General features: G+C 42.3%; 22 protein-coding genes. 15 read left to right on the top strand and 7 right to left on the bottom strand.

The genetic code is table 11. The features are described from left to right. Positions 1-2 precede the first annotated feature (2 nt). Genes fliS through Q4546_RS13930 form a run of 9 tightly spaced genes read left to right on the top strand, consistent with a single transcriptional unit; the run spans position 3 to position 5,718 of the window. Positions 3-383: a flagellar export chaperone FliS gene (gene fliS / locus Q4546_RS13890; protein ID WP_303446452.1), complete on the top strand. Its 381-nt coding sequence runs from the start codon at positions 3-5 to the stop codon at positions 381-383. Further along, the gene (locus Q4546_RS13895; RefSeq protein WP_303446453.1) at positions 352-678 is read left to right on the top strand and encodes a hypothetical protein; all 327 of its coding nucleotides are present in this window, start codon (positions 352-354) and stop codon (positions 676-678) included. The genes fliS and Q4546_RS13895 overlap by 32 nt, the downstream gene beginning before the upstream one ends. Beyond that, the gene (locus Q4546_RS13900; RefSeq protein ID WP_303446454.1) at positions 668-1,858 is read left to right on the top strand and encodes a flagellar hook-length control protein FliK; all 1,191 of its coding nucleotides are present in this window, start codon (positions 668-670) and stop codon (positions 1,856-1,858) included. The genes Q4546_RS13895 and Q4546_RS13900 overlap by 11 nt, the downstream gene beginning before the upstream one ends. A 14-nt stretch (positions 1,859-1,872) precedes the next feature. Continuing rightward, positions 1,873-2,331 carry a flagellar basal body-associated protein FliL gene (fliL, locus tag Q4546_RS13905; RefSeq protein WP_102520386.1) on the top strand — a complete coding sequence of 153 codons (459 nt, stop codon included), beginning with the start codon at positions 1,873-1,875 and terminating at the stop codon, positions 2,329-2,331. Between the two features lie 14 nt (positions 2,332-2,345). After that, a complete protein-coding gene (locus tag Q4546_RS13910; protein WP_102520387.1) occupies positions 2,346-3,068 on the top strand; it encodes an RNA polymerase sigma factor FliA in 723 nt (240 codons plus the stop codon). Positions 3,069-3,083: 15 nt separating this feature from the next. Further along, positions 3,084-3,941, top strand: coding sequence for a flagellar motor stator protein MotA (gene motA / locus Q4546_RS13915; protein ID WP_102520388.1), 858 nt, complete (start codon positions 3,084-3,086; stop codon positions 3,939-3,941). Continuing rightward, positions 3,941-4,948, top strand: coding sequence for a flagellar motor protein MotB (locus Q4546_RS13920; protein WP_303446455.1), 1,008 nt, complete (start codon positions 3,941-3,943; stop codon positions 4,946-4,948). Before motA ends, Q4546_RS13920 begins: the two co-directional genes overlap by 1 nt. Then, the gene (locus tag Q4546_RS13925) at positions 4,941-5,387 is read left to right on the top strand and encodes a hypothetical protein (protein WP_102520390.1); all 447 of its coding nucleotides are present in this window, start codon (positions 4,941-4,943) and stop codon (positions 5,385-5,387) included. The genes Q4546_RS13920 and Q4546_RS13925 overlap by 8 nt, the downstream gene beginning before the upstream one ends. Positions 5,388-5,436: 49 nt before the next feature. Then, positions 5,437-5,718 (top strand): hypothetical protein, encoded by a 282-nt coding sequence (locus Q4546_RS13930; protein ID WP_102520391.1) that lies wholly within the window; start codon positions 5,437-5,439, stop codon positions 5,716-5,718. 44 nt (positions 5,719-5,762) lie between these two features. Here the strand turns inward: Q4546_RS13930 and Q4546_RS13935 are convergent, their stop codons facing one another. The 5 genes from Q4546_RS13935 to glnA all read right to left on the bottom strand — a co-directional run bounded on the left by Q4546_RS13935 (position 5,763) and on the right by glnA (position 12,952). Next, positions 5,763-6,659 (bottom strand): hypothetical protein, encoded by an 897-nt coding sequence (locus Q4546_RS13935; RefSeq protein WP_303446456.1) that lies wholly within the window; start codon positions 6,657-6,659, stop codon positions 5,763-5,765. Positions 6,660-6,783: 124 nt separating this feature from the next. Continuing rightward, entirely contained in the window at positions 6,784-7,308 is a 525-nt protein-coding gene (locus tag Q4546_RS13940; protein WP_102520393.1) for a type II secretion system protein, read from the bottom strand. A 216-nt stretch (positions 7,309-7,524) separates the two neighbouring features. Further along, complete coding sequence (locus Q4546_RS13945) at positions 7,525-8,724, bottom strand: dicarboxylate/amino acid:cation symporter (protein WP_303446457.1); 1,200 nt, start codon at positions 8,722-8,724, stop codon at positions 7,525-7,527. A 194-nt stretch (positions 8,725-8,918) separates the two neighbouring features. Continuing rightward, positions 8,919-11,219, bottom strand: a complete 2,301-nt coding sequence (locus tag Q4546_RS13950; protein ID WP_303446458.1) for a carbohydrate-binding family V/XII — start codon at positions 11,217-11,219, stop codon at positions 8,919-8,921. Positions 11,220-11,542: 323 nt separating this feature from the next. Next, positions 11,543-12,952, bottom strand: a complete 1,410-nt coding sequence (gene glnA / locus Q4546_RS13955; RefSeq protein ID WP_076538111.1) for a glutamate--ammonia ligase — start codon at positions 12,950-12,952, stop codon at positions 11,543-11,545. A 477-nt stretch (positions 12,953-13,429) separates the two neighbouring features. On the opposite strand from glnA, the gene typA reads away from it, so the two are divergent. From typA to Q4546_RS13985, 6 genes are all read left to right on the top strand, one after another. Continuing rightward, positions 13,430-15,247 (top strand): translational GTPase TypA, encoded by a 1,818-nt coding sequence (gene typA / locus Q4546_RS13960; RefSeq protein WP_303446459.1) that lies wholly within the window; start codon positions 13,430-13,432, stop codon positions 15,245-15,247. 173 nt (positions 15,248-15,420) lie between these two features. Beyond that, entirely contained in the window at positions 15,421-15,732 is a 312-nt protein-coding gene (locus Q4546_RS13965) for a pyrimidine/purine nucleoside phosphorylase (protein WP_303446460.1), read from the top strand. Between the two features lie 91 nt (positions 15,733-15,823). Next, positions 15,824-16,372 (top strand): DUF4124 domain-containing protein, encoded by a 549-nt coding sequence (locus Q4546_RS13970; RefSeq protein ID WP_102440174.1) that lies wholly within the window; start codon positions 15,824-15,826, stop codon positions 16,370-16,372. 126 nt (positions 16,373-16,498) lie between these two features. Next, a complete protein-coding gene (gene glnL, locus Q4546_RS13975; protein ID WP_102440173.1) occupies positions 16,499-17,536 on the top strand; it encodes a nitrogen regulation protein NR(II) in 1,038 nt (345 codons plus the stop codon). A 30-nt stretch (positions 17,537-17,566) separates the two neighbouring features. Then, on the top strand, positions 17,567-18,982 hold the full coding sequence (gene glnG / locus Q4546_RS13980) for a nitrogen regulation protein NR(I) (protein WP_102440172.1): 1,416 nt from the start codon (positions 17,567-17,569) through the stop codon (positions 18,980-18,982). A gap of 223 nt (positions 18,983-19,205) precedes the next feature. Beyond that, positions 19,206-19,721: a gluconokinase gene (locus Q4546_RS13985; protein ID WP_303412399.1), complete on the top strand. Its 516-nt coding sequence runs from the start codon at positions 19,206-19,208 to the stop codon at positions 19,719-19,721. 162 nt (positions 19,722-19,883) lie between these two features. Here the strand turns inward: Q4546_RS13985 and Q4546_RS13990 are convergent, their stop codons facing one another. Next, positions 19,884-20,753 carry a cation diffusion facilitator family transporter gene (locus Q4546_RS13990; protein WP_102440170.1) on the bottom strand — a complete coding sequence of 290 codons (870 nt, stop codon included), beginning with the start codon at positions 20,751-20,753 and terminating at the stop codon, positions 19,884-19,886. Positions 20,754-20,818: 65 nt separating this feature from the next. Next, on the bottom strand, positions 20,819-21,325 hold the full coding sequence (locus Q4546_RS13995) for a Spy/CpxP family protein refolding chaperone (RefSeq protein ID WP_102440169.1): 507 nt from the start codon (positions 21,323-21,325) through the stop codon (positions 20,819-20,821). Between the last annotated feature and the right edge of the window lie 458 nt (positions 21,326-21,783).

Genomic DNA, 21,783 nt, shown 5'->3' on the forward strand with positions numbered 1-21,783 from the left:
AAATGTTGAACGAATACGATCCTTTTAACGCATACAAGCAAACGACCCTTGATGCCCGCGTTGCAGCGGCAAACCCACATGAAATGGTGCGTATGCTGCTGGACGGACTGCTAGAAGAAGTACAAAGAAGCAGTGGTTTTATGGAGCGCCGTAGTTTTGAGGACAAGGGCAAAAGTATCAATAAATGCCTCAACATTATTCATGGTTTAGATTCAATGTTAGACCTTGAAAATGGCGGTGAAGTCGCCACCACACTTAACCGTTTATATGACTATTGCAGCCGTCAATTGGTGACTGCCAGCGTTGAAAACAGCATTGAAGCACTTACTCCCGTTATTAAGGTAATTACAGATGTCAGAGCCGGTTGGGCCAACCTCAACTAATCAATGGCACCAATTTGAAGTGGCATTGCTGAAATATGCACAGCTTAAAGATTGGCAAAAAGTTGAAAAAGTGAATGAGTTAATGATGTTGGCGCTAAGTGCTCAAGGGAAACCTAAAACACAGCAGCAACTACTTGCACGTCGTTCTCTAGCAAAAGTGCATCAAAAGGTCATCGGCATCGCAACCGCTGAAAAACAAGCCATTGCCACTGAAATGAAACAGTTTCACGCGCAACAAGATGGCCTTGCTGCATACGAGTTAACCAATATCAGCGGAAACGTTTATGATAAATAATATGGCGAGTTTTGCAGCTGGGAACAGCTCAATATATCACTCAGCAAACAATCCGCAGCAAAATAACGCCGACACTCAAGGTGATGAACTTGGGATTATAGGTTTTGTGATGCCGACGGTTGAAGCAAGACCCGAAAGTGCCAATACTAGTGCGCCCTTAAACCAAGGAGTACAGTCTTTTAGTGGCACATTTTTGGCTTCTGACTTACCTGCAAATGTACTGACTGAGTTAAAGCAACATCCGCAGCTAAAAGGAATGTTAACCCAAGATAGCAGTGGTCAATTACAGTTCCAATTACCTGCAGATGCAGATACTGCGTCTAAAGCGGTTAACTCAGATGCACAAGCGTTATTGGCGTTAATTCAGCAGTTTGCTGAAAAAGCGACGACTCAAGCCGGTGACTCGGTCAATAATACAAATGCCCAAATTGGCGCTTCAATATCAACAACGGCTGTGCCCATTGCGCCGCTATCAATGCAACAGTCAACGCCAATATCAACACAAAAGTCATCGACACCATTATCAAGCTCGCCAATGTTACAACAAGCGTCGGCACCTGCATCACACTCTCCGATGTTGCAGCAAGCGTACAGCCCTGCAATAGAGCCACCAATATCAGCAACCAGCTTTGCTGCTATTCAGCCTGTTACTACCGAGGCGGCTAACAGCGATATTGATAGTATTAATCAAGTCATTCAGCAGTTAACTGCCACCACCCAAAAAAGCCAAAATCCGGTGAGCCAATGGGGCCCTGTATCGGTCACCCAATCAGCCCCTTTATTGCATCAAGCAAATGAAATGATGTCGCCTTTACGGGACCAGTTACGTTTTCAAATTGATCAGCAAATTAAGCACGCTGAGCTGCGCTTAGACCCACCAGAGCTTGGCAAGGTTGAACTTAACATTCGACTAGATGGAGACCGTTTACATGTACAAATGCACGCTGCAAACCCTGCAGTAAGAGATGCATTACTGATGGGCTTAGACCGTCTGCGAATGGAGTTAGAAATGGATCATGGTGGTCAGGTGGATATTGATATGGGCCAGCAGCAATCTGAGCAACATGCTCAACAGCCGCTACCACTGACCAACGCTGAATCAGCTATTGAACATCAAGCAAGTGAGCAACAACAAACGGCTCATCGCACGCAACAAGATCAAGTTGACTTGCTCGCCTAACCAAGGAATACAAGATGGCTATTGGAAAAAGTAAAATAATTAAAATTAGTATATTCGCAACTCTATTTTGTGGTTGGTCTGCGGGTATGTTTTGGGTTGGTTGGAAGTCACCAGAATTGATTGGAAGCCCTTTCAGCGAGTACGAACCTGCGCCAAAAGTGGCCAGTTATTACCCGCTGGAAAAGTTTGTATTTTCTATTTCTGGCAAAGAAACCAACCATTATTTGTTATTGGAGATGGCGCTTAAAAGTACTTCTGAAGATGCTAAAGAAACACTCACAAGTGCTGACCCACTGATTAAAAATACCCTTATGAAAATGTTTTCTCAAAAAGACTTCGAGCAACTTAGCGCCAGTAATCAGCTTGATATTTTACAAACTGAGGCTCAGGTATTACTCGCGACAGTACTTAACGAGAATAACTTCACCATCGAACTTGATGACGTACTGTTCACTAAAATGGTTATTCAATAAAGAGAAATTGTCATATGCAATCAGGTCAACTCGCTTATCAAGCCACTTTTGATGATCAAAGTGTCAATCGTTTAACCGAAGCGCAAGTTATGCAGCAATATTTGCCATTAGTGAAGAAATCGGTATCACACCTTAGAACTCACTGTGGTGCTGCACTGGCGATCGAGGACATGGAGCAAATAGGGTTAATGGCATTGCTGGAGTCTTCAAGGCGCTACCCTGGTGAATATGACAATGGTTTTCTCTCTTTTGCAGGACAACGCATCCGCGGCGCGATTCTCGATGAATTGCGCCGTCAGGATTGGCGTCCACGTCCTGTAAGACAACAAGCACATCAACTCAATGATGCGGTTCGTAAGTTGATTCGAGAGCTTGGTCGTGAACCCACTGATACGGAAGTTGCTGAAAGTTTAGGTTTATCCAAAGACCAATATCGAGATCGCTTATTTGCAACACAATCAGAATCAATGAAAAGTTTGGATGAACTCCTCGAAGATGGTGCTAATTTCAAAGACAAAAGTTGTTTTATTGAGCAAATAACCAATAAAGACACCTTATTCAAAGCAATTTCGAAATTAAACAAAAGAGAACAAGTAATTCTGTCGCTTTATTATCAGCATGAACTTAATTTAAAAGAGATCGCTGCAACCCTAGGATTAACTGAAACGCGCATTTGTCAGCTGCATAAGCAGGCTGTGGTGAGCCTTCAGCAAATCTATCAACAGTGGGAGCGATAAAACCAGGCAGGAAATATGAGCAAGTTAGTAGGTATATCAATCATTCTTTTCTCAGTATTTGGTGGATATATTTGGGCAGGAGGCATCCTAGCTGCTTTATGGCAACCTGCTGAGCTTTTGATCATTTTTGGCGCAGGATTCGGCGCTATTATTATCGCTTGTCCAAAAGCAGTTTTAATGGACATGATTGAGCAAATTAAAGAAGTTTTTACCAAAGAATCTGAAGACCCCGAGTTATACCCGCAGTTATTTGGCTTAATGAATATGCTGATGACTCAAATTCAATCACAAGGCTTAAAAGTCCTTGATGAGCATATCGATAAACCCAACGAAAGCTCACTCTTCCTGATGTATCCAGCAGTACTTGATCACCCCAAGGTAATGCAATTTTTAATCGATAACTTGCGTATGCAGTCAATGGGTAAGATTGCTCCCCACGATTTAGAACATATCCTCGATGAAGAAATCGAGCGTATTGAAGAAGACAGCTTACGCCCCTCTCATGCAATTGGAAAAACGGCAGAAGCCATGCCTGGTTTCGGTATTCTCGCTGCAGTGTTGGGTATTATCGTTACCATGTCACACATTGACGGTCCTATCACCATGATTGGGGTAAAAGTGGCCGCTGCCTTGGTGGGAACCTTTATTGGTATTTTCGCCTGTTACTGCTTTTTTGACCCATTAGCAAAGTCACTTGAACACCTTGTGGAGAGAAAGAGCGCCCAACTTCGTTGCGTTGCCGCAGGATTAGTTTCCTTTGCCAAAGGCAAGCCACCGATGTTGGCACTTGATGCAGGCCGCAAACAAATTCAATCAGAAAACCGCCCTTCATTTATCGAGCTTGAACGCTGGATTGAGGAGCAACGCGGCTAATGGCTATTCATCAAGAACAAATAATTATCAACCGTAAGAAACGCAAAAAAAAGCATGCGGCCCATGGCGGTGCTTGGAAAGTCGCCTTTGCTGATTTTACCTTAGCCATGATGGCGTTATTTATGGTGTTGTGGATCATGCAGGTTGCCGATCAAAAAGAGCGCACCCTAATTGTGCAGTACCTTAAAGGCGATATGAATTCATCGGGTCCACTCAACCCGTTTGATTTAAGTCACCCATCTTCAATTATTGATCTTGATGGCAGCTTATCTATTGAAACATCTGTAATGCCTATTGCTGGCCAAGGTAAAAACACACTCTCAGTCAATAAGCGCCATGCGCTTGGTGAGCAGGACTCAGCAGCAGGCACAGGTAATAAACTCAATTCATTGTTACCAGGTGAATTTGAAACCCAAATACAACTTGAAGTGCTTGCTCGAGAAATTGAGGAAATTATTACAAATGAAGACATGAACGCCAATGTGAATTTGCAAATTGTTCCCCAAGGTATTCGTATTCTGGTTCATGACAATGTGGAGCAATTTATGTTTACCCGTGGCAGTGCTAACGTGCAAACTTATTTTGAAGATCTGTTACTGGCATTAGGAAAGTTACTTGGACAAATTAATAATGGTTTGAGTATTTCAGGGCATACAGATTCTTTGCAATTTGCTGGTACGAGTTTTACCAACTGGGAGCTATCTAGCCAGCGAGCATTATTGGCCAGACGAATACTAGAAGCCGGCGGGGTTCGCTACAAACAAGTCGTGCAAGTAACAGGAATGGCAGACCAATCACCTTATATATTAGATGACTCTGCAGCTGCAGCCAATAGACGTATAGAGCTGTTAGTCCTCACAAAAGAAGCAGAAAAAAGTCTCCGCATGATGACAGGCTTACAAAGTAGACATAGCGAAGGCAATAGCCAAATCAACAACAAAGTCGATAAAGCAATTCAAGCGGCTGAAGATAATATCCCTCGAGCACGGTATTCCATTAATGACTGAAGAATACAAAGAAGTGGGCCAGTTTGCACCGCGTGAAAGCCGTAAAGAGCTAGCAGAAACAGCCACTGTAGATCATCGCGAACATGCACGAATAAGCCTTAGAGAGTCCCAAGAGGAGCTATCAAGAGCCTGTGATGGCATCAGTGTCAAATTACACCAGAAAAGCTGGTTTCTTATGGAAGAGTTAGGCATTGCCAATATTAAAGATATCAGCCTAAGTGGTGTCGGTTTAATAACGCCATTAACTCTTGAATTAGAATCCATCGTTTGGGTCGAGATTAAACAGCAGTTTTTTGAATTCGCCATCAAGCGACAATATCCCATTAATCAAAGATTAACTTTCATTGGTGGCCAATGGATCTCTGACAATCAAGCTAAGCTCACCAAGCTGCTAGCTGAGATCAATAATCTAAAAATCACGAATGATTTAACTGAATAATATTATTCAACAAAATAATAATATTCAGTGAAGTAATAGGGACATTAATATGCAAACCAGAGATAAAAGAAAAGGGCCAGATGGTTTACAAAAGCTATTTCTGTACTTGATTTTGATCGAATGGTTTTTGCTGATCTACACAACAACGACAATCAGTAGAATGACTTTTCGCCAAGGCTTAATGACCCTAACACTGCTACTGGGTTTTAATTTAATACTCGCAAAACTAGGCAGAAAACGCGCTAAGCGATCAACCGATGGTTATATTATTTATCCCATTCTCTGTGGTGGTTTACTGTCTTTTATATTACTAATTTATTTTATTTTTTAGCCGTAACATCAAATAATAATGTTAAGCCATTGTTTAACTTAAACTTAATAAGCAGTCTTTATTTTACTATTCTTGGTGATGATTGCTTCTTTATCGATGCAAACCTTACCCTTTTCAGCGCAAGCCTGTAGCGTCACTTCAACACTTGAGGTGGTTTGATGCTTATTAATGGTTAAGCCATGAGCTAAAGCCAAGTTTGACATAGCTTGATAGGCTTGCGTTTCAGTTGAACTAAATTGGAAGCTATCGCCACTAGTAAGTAATGACGTTCCAGTCATTGATAGTTGATTATTGCTATCTTGCAGCGTTAACACGTTAAAATGTAAACGCTGCTCACTATCAAAGCCGCTAACGACCGAAGTTAACCTCGACTCATCTGCAAATTCAAATAAAATATCCGGCGATAAGTTAACAATAGGCGTATTCAAATCTCTTCCTTTGATATACGCCTCGAACCACATTTTTTTAAATTGGTAATAAGTTATGTTGCGTTTCCAATCAACATGAATTTGCGCCATATCCTCTTTAGAATTCACCAATGCCCATGCGGTAGCGGCTATTTCAGCGCTCACTTTTATTTGCTGTGGTTGAAAGAAATTCAGCTGATATAAATGCTCTGCATAAGCTATAAACTTTTCAAACTCAATATTTTGCATAACTAAAGGGATAATGGTAGAACGGTCTTCTAACTGGCACACGCCTTGGCTGGCAGAATGATTGTAGTCACTGCACACTTCAACCATTAGCTTACTGATTTCAAACTTCCGTATCTCAAGTGGGCTAAAATTCACCACATTAATATAAGCATGTTGCCGATTAACTAACGCTGACAGTGCCTTCGCTTGATATTGTTGTTCTGAGCGGCACTCGTTACATTGCAGGTTTATGGTGCCAATTTTATTCTCTTCCGAAAAAGCATTACCAGTGGTAAACATTAACATTGATAACACTGCTAATCGGTTTAAAAATCCATTTTTCAAACTAATCCATCTCTATATAAAATTGTACATATAAAAGCGCTTGATTAAGCCTGTATTAACTCAAATCAATCACTCAACAAGCTATCTAACAGCCAGCAATATCTTTCTCTATGAGAGGCTGCTCAATAGCATTTAAAGGTTCTGAATACCGAATTTCACAATCGTTAACCGAGTAATCAGCTGCAGGTCGTATACGTAAGCCACTGCGACCTGCTGAGGTAAAAGTGGTAATTTTAAAATCATCGCCGTCAACAATGTTTATCGCTCTAGCAATGCCGGCTTCTGTATGGCGAGGATAACCATATGCGAGAGTAATTCGCTCCCCTTGAACCACAATCGTGTTAGTCCCTGACGGCGCAGCCGTTGAATCACAATCTTGGCTTATGATGCAAGCTGAATGAACTAACTCTTTGGCGCTACCTATAGCTCCTGATACACCTCGCATTTGGCCAACATATGCGTCTGCTTTTAAACTGGTAAATTTGGGGGCTGCAATGACAGCCAATATGGCCAAAACAATAATAACCACAACGAGTTCAATTAAGGTAAAACCTTGCACTACTTTTTTAGATGTTGTTTTAGACATACTGATAGTCGATTCTTTTGTCATATGAGCTCAATCACATTTTTCACACGTAAAATAAATTCCCTCTAAATAGCGCAAAGAGATTCGATATTTTCAACATCAACTAAGCCAAGACATTGATTGCAAATGAAACATTATTGTCACATGTGTTTTAATTTTGTTCAACAACAAAGCGAGATAAGGTTACTATTAATATTGCCTTTTATCTCATATCAGCTGGTAACCGCGTTAGTTTCAAACTCAGTTTATATAGTGCTTACCATTTATTCGTTCAATAATTTGAGTGGCGGTTAAGTCATGTACCACATTAATGACGGTCGACGCTGCATCGGTAATTGCCCCTAATACCACTAAAATAGGGATCACTTCGACGGGTAAACCTAAGGTGGTCACAATGAAAATCTCCCCTAAAAATGCTCCGCCCGGCACACCTCCAATAACAAATGCTGACAGCACTGATATCAAAATGGTTAGCATGAATATTTCACTGGTAAATTCCAGCCCAAGCAATGAATAGATAAACACGATTTTAAGCGCGGTAATCATTGCTGCGCCGCCTTTATTTAAATTTACCAGTAACGGCAAGCTAATCTCTGAGATTTGCTCATTTAAGCCCATTTTACTGGCTGTACGGATATTTACCGGCAATGTGGCTAACGATGAACTGGTTCCAAGAGCTGTTACAGCAGGTGTTAACATATGCTGCCAAAAGTTTTTCACCCCTTTGACACCGCCACCAAGCCAAGCATAAAAGCTTGAGCCTAGGGTCAAATAAAGAAAACTAGCAACCAAAAATATTGCCACTGCTCGGGCAAATGTGCCCATTAACTCAGCATCTTGACTGGCCATAGTTGCGGCAAAATAAGCCCCTAAGCCAATTGGTGCTAAGTACATTAAGATGGCTATGATTTTCATGATCACGGTATTAAAGCTATCCAATAATGCCGAAACTTTGAGGCCGTCTTCACCTGATTGACCAATCGCTATTCCGGTGATCAGCGACATAATGATCAGCGCTAAAATATTCGATTTAGACATTAAGCCCACAAAATCATTGGTGGTTAATAAGCTCACAAAATCCATACTGCCAGTGGTTTCAACGGTATCGGCTAAATCAAGTGTCACTCCTTGGGCAGGGTCAAATGCTAGCGCCAACAAGGTAATGCCTACAGCGGGGATCATCGCCATGACAATGGACACGCCCATGATGGTGGCAAGTATGGAGCCAAGCTTTTTTAAATCGGTCATTTTGGCAATGGATGACATCACGCTAACGGCCACCAAAGGCACAATAATCATAAACAACAAGTTGAGAAATATTTGCCCTATGGGTTTAAGTTTAATGGCAAACTCAGGGGCAACTAAGCCCAACATGCCGCCCAGCATCAGGGCTGTGAGTAAAATAATCGATGAGCGATACGCGCGAAGGGCATTCCACATGGTGAGGTTCCAATAATTAAGATCTAGTGAGCATATGCTGATTTTTAATCATAGCCGAAAAGCCGTTACTATGAAGGCTGGGCTTACTGCAGCGCATTGATGACGAGTAACTTATCTGCTGTAAACTTGACTCTGAACTAATGCGCCCAAGCAAAGCCCGCGACTGCGGGCTTTGGCTAAATTGCGATAAACAGCTATCTTCCTCTGCTTCGCCCTTCTCTGGTCATTCCTGACTGACGCGCTTGTCGAGAACGATTCAGACTTTGATGATCTATGCTACTCGAGCGAGTTCGATTAATTGAGTGACTCATATTACTCGACTGATTACGGCTCGGTTGGCTGTGGCTAGTTTGATTTCGACTCGGTTGAATCGAGGTTGATGGCCGCGTACTTGTAACAGGACGAGTATTATTGGCGGGACGGGTATTACTCGCCGGACGAGTAGTGCTAGATGGCCGTGTCGAAGGAAAACTACTACTATTGCCCTTTGACGGTTTATTTACATTGCTAGGTTTAGACCCTTGAGCTTTTGATGGCACATTATTCCACTTACCATCGCTACGATTTTCCCACTTGCCTTTATTATCACGGGCAACATTACCGTGCTTATCGGCAAACACATCATTAGTGCGCTTTTTATTTACCTTCGCTTTATTAAAATGCTTATTGGCTACACTTGGGCTGGCTAAGCGTTTACGATTCGCCTCGCGATGGTAAAGGTTATTGGGTCTAGCGCGATTATTAGCTAATTTGTTCGAACGCATATGATTATGCATTTTAGTGCGATTACCGACACTGATACTGTTACCAATATTGATACGACCGGTATTGATCACCACTGGTCGTCTATAGCCACCGCCATAATAGCCACCACAGCATGGGCGACGATAACCATAACCGCCTCCCCATACCACACCAGCATTGAAAAAGCCGTTGCTCCAGCTCACGCCAACATTCCAACCTGTCCACGGATTATAACCAACATGTAATCCCCAGGTCGGTGGGCGAGGATAATAATAACGGCCTCGATACGGTGGGTAATACCAGCCGGTACCGTAAATTGGCACCCCATAATAAGGGTATGACCACATATAACCCGGCGTATAACCTACGTAAACCACTTCAGGGGTTGAATCATAAACCTGCACGTAAGTGGTGTTATAAACCGGCGAACTTGCGGGTATCTTGGCAATTTCTTCATCAGGAATATTATCAGCAACAATCCACGGGCCTTTGGCAGTTTTTGAGGTAAACCACACCCCATTATCAACAGCGTAATAAGCTTGATTTATCAACAATACTTGTGTGGCGGTATTAACAGCATAGGAGACTGATGTTCCTGTTACCGCTTCAAATTTAGGCTCGCCATCGTATTCAACCTCCAGTGTGGCTTCATCACGCTTAATCGCTGCAGTTTGCGGGATTTGCGCATCTAGCACTGCTTGATTGGCTTCATCAGTGCCTGCAACTGAGACACGTAAGCCACCAATATCAGATTCGGGAGGGATATCGTTAAAGCTTTCAGGCAGTTTGTCAGCCCTAACAAACTGCCAAGGTCCGGCCTGCTTTTTAGATTTAAACCAACGCCCAGATAAAAGCACATACATATCGCCAGAGGAGGTCTCTCTTACCCATGGGGTTTCGGTATTGGTGACATAAAGTAACTTACCATCAATCAGGCTTTGCCAATTGGGTGAGCCATCAGTGGCCACTAACTCAGTCGGTTCATTAGTGGTAATAATCTGCGGCGCATTGACGGTGCTTTTAGCGGCTTCATCCTCGGTATTCACCATGCTGACCAAATCTTCAGGAGGATACAATGTGACTTGCCATGGCCCCATAGGATCATCTGCCACATACCAAAAGGTACCACTGCTTAAATACAGCTTGTTCGTTTGCGTATTACGGGCAACGGCAAAAGGGGTATTTAACACTCGCTCATAGGGACTATTTTCAATTTCACTAAATTGTGGCTCACCATCATAGGACAGCAACACGCTCAAGTTATTACTGAAGACGATTTCTGGCGCATCGTTGTTAATATTATCTAAGCTGCGTTTTACCTGCTCAGCATTTTCAAGGCTGGCTGATAAGCGCTCCATGGAAATTTCGAAGCTAGTTGTCGCTAGCGCTTCTGAGACTGTATCGGTGAACGTTTGCTGGTCTTCGGCAGTGGATGATGGCCAGCGCACTTCGGTCACTTCAATATTACGCACCAATGCGACATCGTCATCGGTATCAACTCTAGCGCTAAACCAAAAAGCGCCAAATACAGGGTCGTCTTGACCTTCCACTTCAAATGACATCGCAGCGCGGCTCATCAAGATATTGCCATCTAACGATTCTGGCTGCGGCTGATAAACCACTAAGGTGCCGAGTTTCGTTTCAACATCTTGCGGCCATTCAATTGCTACTGCCGAAAAGGGTAATAGCAACAATGCTATCCATACAGTTAGCACTTGCAGCCAGAGACGTTTGATATTGGTTATCATCATGAGTCCTTATTTTGCAATCATTTGCTATTAATCATGCGCGACTAATAATTAAAAGCGTGTATTTAAGTATATGTAGTAAAATCCATTTATTGCCAATTTGGTCATGATTAACAAGTTAGCATCTATTTGTTCATTTAATATACCGACAAACACATTGAATTTGTAAAATAGATTGTAGAAAAATCAAACAGCCACTTTGCTAAATATCCATCCACCCTGCCGTTTTATGAATATGCAAAGATCAAAAAAGCCCTTACTGGAAACCAGTAAGGGCTTTTTACTAACTGTTATTTACTACTATAAAAGCGGTCTATAAAGACGTCTTATAGTGAGTAGTAAAGTTCAAATTCAACTGGGTGAGTAGTACGTGCAACACGCTCTGCTTCACCTTGCTTGATAGCAATATATGAATCGATAAAGTCATTAGTGAATACTTCACCTTTAACTAAGAACTCACGGTCCGCATCTAAGCTTGCAAGTGCATCTTCTAGTGAAGTCGCAACTTGTGGGATCTCAGCCGCTTCTTCTGCTGGTAAGTCGTATAAATCTTTATCCATAGCTTCACCTGGGTGAATCTTGTTTTGGATACCGTCTAGACCTGCCATTAATAGCGCAGCAAAACCTAAATATGGGTTTGCATGTGGATCAGGGAAACGTGTTTCAATACGACGACCTTTAGGGCTTGGTACCACTGGGATACGGATAGAAGCACTACGGTTACGTGCAGAGTATGCAAGCATGACAGGCGCTTCGAAATGTGGCACAAGACGCTTGTAAGAGTTTGTGCTTGGGTTAGTAAATGCATTCAACGCTTTAGCATGCTTGATGATGCCACCAATGTAGTAAAGAGCAGTTTCACTTAAACCAGCGTACTTGTCGCCTGCGAATAAGTTAACGCCATCTTTAGCTAAAGATTGGTGAACGTGCATACCACTACCGTTATCGCCCATTACTGGCTTAGGCATAAATGTCGCTGTTTTACCGTATGCGTGTGCCATGTTATGCACAACATACTTAAGGATCTGAACTTCATCAGCTTTAGCAGTTAGCGTGTTAAAGCGTGTCGCGATTTCGTTTTGACCGGCTGTAGCAACTTCATGGTGATGCGCTTCAACAACTTGACCCATTTCTTCAAGTACTAAACACATAGCACTACGTAAGTCTTGTGATGAATCAACTGGTGCTACTGGGAAGTAACCACCTTTAACGAATGGACGGTGACCAGTGTTACCATCTTCATAGCCAGTACCTGAGTTCCATGCCGCTTCTTTTGCATCAACTTTAGCAAAACAACCTGACATGTCAGCACCAAACTTAACATCGTCAAATAAGAAGAACTCTGGCTCTGGACCAATTAATACTGTGTCAGCAATACCAGTAGACGTTAAGTATTCTTCAGCTTTTTTAGCAATAGAACGTGGGTCACGGTTGTAACCTGTCATTGTGCCTGGCTCTAAGATGTCACAACGGATTAGTGCAGTTGTTTCTTCTGTGAAAGGGTCAAGAACAAACGTGCTCGCATCTGGCATAAGTACCATGTCAGATTCGTTAATGCCTTTCCAACCCGTAATAGACGAACCATCGAACATTTTGCCGTCTTCAAAAAAATCTTCATCAACCTGATGAGATGGGATAGAAACGTGTTGTTCTTTACCTCTGGTATCGGTAAAGCGTAAATCAACAAACTTAACTTCCAATTCTTTAAGTTGCGTTAAAACAGATTCAGCTGACATTCTTAAGCCTCCGGTAGAGTAAGGGTATTCCCTTTTATAATTCAAGTTCACCACTATACTACGACATTAAAGACGCGTATGTGTCGAAATATCACATAATTGACAATCTTAAAGCTATTACCATGCCAACTAAATAAGTATATGATTTTTATATATTTGACTTAATAGCCAATTATCGAAAACACAATTTTGCATCATTTTAGTGCAAGCGCACGCACTATTATGGTTCAACTTCTATTTTGGTGCGCGGCTAAAAACACTGCGCTGATTGTTTGTCACATTTCTGAATCGTTACTATTATATGATGCTATAAATGCCAAAATTGATGGTTATTTTTTAGCTAATCACAAAGTGTACAAAAATAATCCTATCCGCAAAGCGTCTCGTGGAGTAGAATGGCACGCTTTTTTATGGTGGCTAAACTTAATGCCGCTATAAACTCCTATTTATTTGTTTGATGGTATAGAGGTTTTATCCGTGTTAGAGAATTTACGTAACATCGCCATTATTGCTCACGTCGACCATGGCAAAACGACCTTGGTAGACAAGCTTTTGGCACAGTCAGGCACCCTTGAAAGTCGAGGCGAAGCCGCAGAACGTGTAATGGATTCTAACGATCTTGAAAAAGAACGTGGTATCACCATTTTGGCTAAAAATACCGCCATCAAATGGAACGACTACCGTATTAATATCGTAGACACTCCTGGTCACGCCGATTTCGGTGGTGAAGTTGAACGTGTTCTATCTATGGTAGATTCAGTATTACTTTTAGTTGATGCAGTTGATGGCCCAATGCCACAAACTCGCTTCGTAACTAAAAAAGCGTTTGCTCAAGGCCTTAAGCCAATTGTTGTAATCAACAAGATTGACCGTCCAGGCGCTCGTCCTGATTGGGTTATTGACCAAGTATTCGATTTATTCGACAACTTAGGTGCAACTGACGAACAGTTAGATTTCCCTATCGTTTATGCTTCTGCATTAAATGGTTTCGCGACCCTTGATCCAGACGAAACTAGCGAAGACATGACACCTTTATTCCAAGCAATTGTTGAAAAGGTTTCTTTCCCTGATGCTGATGCTGAAGGTGAATGTCAAATGCAAATTTCTCAAATCGATTACAACTCATACGTAGGTGTTATCGGTATTGGTCGTGTTAAACGTGGTAGCGTTAAGCCTAACCAACAAGTAACTATTGTTGGTGCAGACGGTAAGACACGTAACGGTAAAGTTGGCCAAGTATTAGGTTACATGGGTCTTGACCGTCACGAAGTTGCTGAAGCTAACGCTGGCGACATCGTTGCAATTACCGGTCTTGGTGAGCTAAAAATTTCTGACACTATTTGTGCTCCAGGCGCTGTTGAAGCCTTGCCTGCTCTTTCTGTTGACGAACCAACGCTAACCATGACTTTCCAAGTAAACACTTCTCCGTTTGCTGGTAAAGAAGGTAAGTATGTTACTTCACGTAATATCCTTGAGCGTTTAGAGCAAGAGCTAATTCATAACGTTGCATTACGTGTTGAAGAAACTGAATCTCCAGATCGTTTCCGTGTTTCAGGCCGTGGTGAATTACACTTAGGTATCCTAATTGAAAACATGCGTCGTGAAGGTTACGAGCTAGCGGTATCACGTCCAGAAGTAATCGTTAAAGAAATTGACGGTGAAATGTGCGAGCCATTTGAAACCTTAACCGTTGATGTTGAAGAAGAACATCAAGGTGCTGTAATTGAAAAATTAGGTACACGTAAAGGTGACATGAAAGACATGCAGCTAGACGGTAAAGGTCGTGTACGTATCGACTTTATCATTCCTAGCCGTGGCTTAATCGGTTTCCAAACTGAATTCATGACAGCGACTTCTGGTACTGGTCTTATCTACCATTCATTCGACCATTACGGTCCAGTGAAAGGCGGTGACATTGGTCAACGTGCTCGTGGTGTATTGATTTCAAACGCTACTGGTAAAGCACTGACTTTCGCATTGTTCGGTTTACAAGAACGTGGTCGTCTATTCATCGGCCATGCTGCTGAAGTATATGAAGGTCAAGTTGTTGGTTTACACGCTCGTGCAAACGATTTAACAGTTAACTGTTTGAAAGGTAAGCAACTTACAAACATGCGTGCATCAGGTACTGATGAAGCACAAGTACTGACTCCGCATATCGAAATGACCCTTGAGCAAGCGCTTGAGTTCATCGATGATGACGAATTAGTAGAAGTAACTCCTGATAACATCCGTGTTCGTAAGCGTTACTTAACTGAAAACGAGCGTAAGCGTCATAACCGTAGCGCTAAGTAATCGTTTTGATTAGTTAACGATTTCAAATTTTGAGAACCAAAAAACCCGCTTATGGCGGGTTTTTTATTGGCTAAATATACTTAGCCGCAAAACAGCACATGACTTAATTTCACTTTTAACTCACTTAAATCGACTATATATTTTCTCTCAATAATTAATCAACAGAGAATAATATGACCGTCATTAATCACGTTAACGTAGCCAAGCAAGCCAATGTTTATTTTGAAGGTAAAGTCATCAGTCGTACCATTCATTTTAATGACGGAAGCCAGCAGACTCTCGGAGTAGTGTTGCCGGGCGAATACATCTTTGACACTGCTGTCGCTGAAATCATGAATGTGACTTCAGGTTCATTTGAGGTGCTATTACCCAACAAGAGTGAATGGCAAACCGTTCCAGCAGGTCAACTGTTTACACTTGATGCGAAAGTCACCTTTAAAATTCGTACCCATGAAATTAGCGAATATTGCTGCGAGTACAAGTAATTAGCCTATGTTAATCAGCAGTTAATACTGATCTTTGATTCAAAAGAGGCTAATATTATAAAGTTTAAAGCTGAAGGTGAAGGAACCCCAAATGCGTTTAACCTTATTAATAACTCTTATTTTATGCAGTGTTATCTTTTCTATCAGTCATGCCACCGTGTATCGCTGGGTTGATGAACAAGGAAATGTACATTACAGCGACCAACCACGAGAAAATGCTGAACAAGTAGAATTGAGTGAAAATACCCAAAACAGTGTTGCTGCGCCCACCGTCATAGAAACAGACAGCAGCCCAAAAGAAGCTAAACCAGTAGAGTATCGGGTACGTATTGTTAATCCGACCCAAGAAGAAACCATTCGCAATAACAATGGCAACTTTACTGTGGTTGCCAGTGCTGCACCAGAATTACCCAGTGGCTTTTTAATGGCGCTGTATATCGACGACTTACTTTATGGTCAGCCGCAATCAAGCAGTATTTTTAATGTTACCGAAGTGAATCGCGGTGAACATAATCTCGTGGTTAAAGTTTTGACCCAAAACGGCAAAGTCCTTGCATCAAGTTCTCCAAGAAAGATATTTCTACACCAAGCATCTGTTTTCTCAATCGCAAAGCCTCGACCTTTGCCAAGTAAAAAGTGATATATATCAAAAAGATAAATATTATAAATTTGAGATTGTTTTAACAAGTTGCCAGTGTAGAACAAGTTGCGCATCGCACCGTATTGGTGCAACATAGTAGTGCAACTCTACTTTGCAGGACACTTGATGGACATGAACAATCTGCTGAATCATTTGGTTACCGCTGTATTCGTTATCGATAACGAATTACGGCCGCGTTATGCCAATGCTGCAGCTGAACAACTTCTTGGTATTGGCAGCAATAAATTACTAGAGCAGCGTTTACCTGAGCTATATCAGTTCATGGGCGTTGAAGCCGAGCTCCTCCAAGACTCGGTTAACGCAAATCAAGGGATCACCGTCAACACTGCGGCGTTAATTACTCTTGATGGCGTGCACCACATCATCGATATCACCCTGATACCGATGGAAAGTGAAGACAACATCAGCCTGCTAGAACTACGTCAAGTTGATCAACAACATCGTATTCATCAACAACTTAATTTAGATGCTCAGCAACAGGCGGCACAATTTTTAGTGCGTAACCTCGCCCATGAAATTAAAAACCCATTAGGTGGCTTAAGAGGCGCGGCGCAACTATTATCTCGGGAACTAGAAGACCCAAGCCTTAAAGAATTTACCGATCTGATTATTGAGCAAGCCGATAGACTACGAAATTTAGTTGATAAACTATTGGGCCCTCAGCGCCCGACTCAACATGAAACCCACAATATTCATCAAATAGTTCAAAAAGTGCTGCGCTTAGTCGAGCTAACCCTACCAAGCAATATCCGCTTGGAGCGAGATTATGACCCTTCAATCCCCGATATGGACATGGATGCTGATCAATTACAGCAAGCGGTGCTCAATGTGGTGCAAAATGCCGCGCAAGCATTAGATCCTAATGGCGGAGAAATACTCATCCGCACTCGCACCCAGCATCAAGTCACCATAGGCACTAAGCGTTTTAAGCTGGTACTGGCATTGTCGATTATCGATAACGGCCCAGGGATCCCTGCAGACCTATTAGATACCTTGTTTTATCCCATGGTCACCGGCCGTGAGGAGGGCTCAGGATTAGGATTATCCATCGCCCATAATATTGCACGATTACATGGAGGTCGGATTGATTGTATATCGGCACCAGGACAAACAGAATTTACGATTATTTTGCCATTACAATAATTTGCCAATGATGGCTCAAGAGGAAGTGATATGAACATAAGCGAGCAAGTTTGGATCCTTGATGACGACAGCTCGATTCGCTGGGTTTTAGAAAGAGCCTTAGCGGGAGCTAAACTGACAACGGCAAGTTTTGCCGCTGCAGAGTCGTTATGGCAAGCCTTAGAAATATCTCAGCCTATTGTCATCGTATCTGATATCCGTATGCCGGGTACCGATGGCTTAACCTTGCTTGATCGCTTGCAAATGCACTATCCGCATATTCCGGTGATCATCATGACGGCTCATTCGGATCTGGATAGTGCCGTCAGTGCCTATCAAGCAGGGGCATTTGAATATTTGCCAAAGCCTTTTGATATTGATGAAGCCATTGCGCTGGTAGAGCGCGCACTGACCCATGCAACAGAGCAAGTACCGCCGCCTGTAGCTGAGCCAGAAAAGCTTAAAACACCAGAAATTATTGGTGAAGCGCCTTCAATGCAGGAGGTGTTTCGCGCTATTGGCCGTTTATCTCGCTCATCAATTAGTGTGCTTATTAACGGTCAGTCTGGTACCGGTAAAGAGTTAGTTGCTGGGGCGCTGCATAAACATAGCCCCCGTAAAGAAAACCCTTTTATTGCCCTTAACATGGCAGCAATCCCCAAAGATTTGATTGAATCTGAATTATTTGGTCATGAAAAAGGTGCCTTCACCGGTGCCGCTAATGTGCGCCAAGGGCGCTTTGAGCAAGCCAATGGCGGCACACTATTCTTAGATGAAATTGGTGATATGCCATTAGATGTGCAAACCCGTCTATTGCGGGTATTGGCTGATGGGCAATTTTATCGGGTTGGTGGTCACATTGCCGTGCAAGTTGATGTACGTATTATTGCCGCAACCCACCAAGACTTAGAATTATTGGTGCAAAAAGGCGATTTCCGTGAAGATTTATTTCATCGTCTCAATGTTATAAGAGTACATTTACCACCGCTTTCTCAGCGCCGTGAGGATATTACTCAGTTAGCAAGCCATTTCCTTGCCACTGCCGCCAAAGAAATCGGCGTTGAGCCTAAAATTCTCACTAAAGAAACCGCTAAAAAACTTGAGCAACTGCCGTGGCCGGGTAATGTGCGTCAGCTTGAAAATACCTGCCGCTGGTTAACAGTGATGGCATCGGGGCAAGAAATCCTGCCTCAGGATTTACCGCCTGAGCTGCTAAAAGATCCCATCAGTGCCAGCGAGCGTGTTAATGGTGTTTCTGATTGGCAAATGGCGCTGACCCAATGGATTGATGAAAAGCTCTCTGCCGGTGAAAGTGATTTATTAACTGAAGTGCAACCTGCCTTTGAGCGAATTTTACTTGAAACCGCACTAAAGCATACTCAAGGCCATAAACAAGAAGCCGCTAAACGTTTAGGCTGGGGGCGTAATACCCTCACCCGCAAGCTAAAAGAGCTTGAAATGGATTAAAGTCCTGCTGATTTCAGCCTAAAAGGAGTCCTATTTCGATAATGAAATGACTCCTTTTTTATGACTATATTGATTTAGTTTTGTAGTTTAAGCACTATTAACTCAGAGTATAAGCATTATTCAGAGCTTCGAATATGGAGCGAGTAACAACCCTCAATTACCACAAACACATGAGCTGTAAAGCTGCGAAGTATATCGCTCAACATAACTGCAAGGACTGAAAATGGCCGCAAAAAGCATTATTGTCATGGGCGTATGTGCCAGCGGAAAAAGTAGCATTGCTGCGCGCTTAGCTGCTGTTATCAAGGCTAAGTTTATTGACGGTGACGATCTACATCCTAAAGCCAATATCATCAAAATGGCCAAGGGCGAAGCGCTCAATGATACCGACCGCGCCCCTTGGCTTGAGCGCATAAGGGATGCTGCATTTAGCATTGAACAAAAAAACGAAACTGCAGTGATTGTCTGTTCAGCATTAAAACAAAGCTATCGCGAGCAAATACGCGAGGGCAATAATCATGTGGTATTTCTGTATCTTGAAGGCAGTTACCAACTAATTTTAAAAAGAATTCAAGCCCGTCATGGCCATTTTATGAAAGCTGACATGCTTGATAGTCAATTTGCCACCTTAGAAGATCCAAGCAATGAGCCTGACGTGATCACTGTCAATATTGATAATTCTATTGAAGCCATTGTCCAGCAAGCTTTAAAAGCTTTAACCGAGTTAGAATCAAGTTAATTTCGACCGCAACATTATCAAAAACGCACTCATCACTTGGCTGCAGATGTAAAAAAGCCTTAACTGCATATAACAGTTAAGGCTTTTTATTTGGCTAATATTGCCCTTGATAGCAACAGTATTATTAACTGCGGTATCAACTGCAATTGATGTCATCAGCCATTAAATCGGGTCTTGGTGAATAATCACTTCGGCATCTTCAAACTCTGCCCGTAAGCGATCTTCAGTGCCATCAGTAATTTCGTGGGCTTCAAGTAATAACAGTTGCCCATTTAATTCAATATGAAATTGAATGAAGGTGGTTTTACCGGCCTGACGCGTCCGTAAATCATGAATACCATTCACCCGCGGATCCGCGGTGGCAATGGCAACAATCTGCGCCCGAGTCTCTTCATCCAGCTCCCTGTCTAATAACGACTGAACCGAGCGATACGCTAAATCAAATGCTTGATGACCAATGTATAAGGCAATCAATACTGCAAACAAGCCATCAGCCCACCACCAGCCATATTGTGCTAATACCAATGCCAGCAATACTGCACCGTTTAAAAATAAATCTGATTTATAATGCAATGAATCCGCTTCGACTATGGTGCTGTTGGTCTTGGCTAAGGCTTTTTTCTGCAGTATCACCAAGGCAAAAGTCATGACTAAGGCAATAATGGAGACAATGACCCCAAGGCCTGCATGGGCCACTTCTACCGGATTAATTAACCGTTCGCCACCATAAAACATCAACAAAAATGCTGAGCCTAAGATGAAAGCAGATTGGGCAAGTGATGCAAGAGGTTCGGCTTTACCATGACCATATCGATGGTCGTCATCAGCGGGTAAAATGGCATAGCGAATAGCTATGAAATTCACTATGGATGCTAAGGCATCAGCAAAGGAGTCAGTAAGGGAAGCTAACATACTCGCCGACCCTGAATAGAGCCAAGCGAGTAGTTTTATCACGATCAGGATTAATGCTGTTGCCACCGCGGCTCGGCTGGCAAGTTTTACCCAAAAATCGTATTCAGATTCTGCAGTCATAATAGAGAAAACACTAGTAATTAAGCCATTTAGTTAATCTCTATTATAGCGGAGTCTTGGTTTATTTAACGAGAACCTTTACCTTTTACCTTGGTAAAGCGTGATTCAAATTTCTGTTGCTGCTCTTCTGTCAAAATTTGATAGATTTCATTTTGCATTTTGAAGAAATTCATCATTTGTTGTGTTTGCTTCGCCTGCTTAGCAGCAATGATTTGCTCAGCTTGAGACTCATTAAAGTTGGCATCAGTAATTAACGCTAACATGTCTGCTTTATGTGCACTGCGCTCTTCTGCTGAAGGACGCTCGCCTTTTTCAGCTTTGTACTTAGCCATAATCGCTTTAACGTCAGTCTTTTGCGCTTCGGTAAGATCTAAAGAACGTAGCATTTTACGTACGCCTTTATGCATGCTTTTACCGTGATGTTTGCCGCCGTGAGCACGTTCACCTTTTTGGGTTTGCTCAGTTTTAACTGAGGTATCTGCAGGCTCTGCGGCATAAAGTTGACCAGCTAATAATGCTGATGATGCTACTAGAGCTAAAACGCTGCTTTTCATCTTTAATCGTGTTTTCATAATCTCACCTTTTATCTCAAGTTATTGAACCCGCTAAGACCGACGGTTAACCATTTAATCCATCAAATGTAACCAATCAAAAACTCACCTTAGGCTCAAAATCGTTTGTGTTGTCAGCATGAAAATGAACATCGCACTGATAACGGGATCTGGGGTCACCTACATACTGTTTCGTAGGAATGAAACAAGTTTAGCGAATGCAATGTCAATGAGGGTGTTGGCTCAGTAAAAAAATGTAAAGACCATTTTTTAATCAACACACATCTTGTTATTCAATAAAATTGCCCATAATCACGACCTCGATGCAGAGAATGGGAGCAAGCTCACGTATTAAAGGTTTGATCATTTTCATAATGAACAAAGTTACACTTGTAACATCAAAGTTAGCGCTAAGTAGTTAACATTATGAGACATTAGCTTTATAGCGAGTGCGACTTATCAGAGATAATTTAAGCGCA

The sequence above is a fragment of the Shewanella sp. 4_MG-2023 genome, assembly GCF_030548015.1.
GTDB lineage: Bacteria > Pseudomonadota > Gammaproteobacteria > Enterobacterales > Shewanellaceae > Shewanella.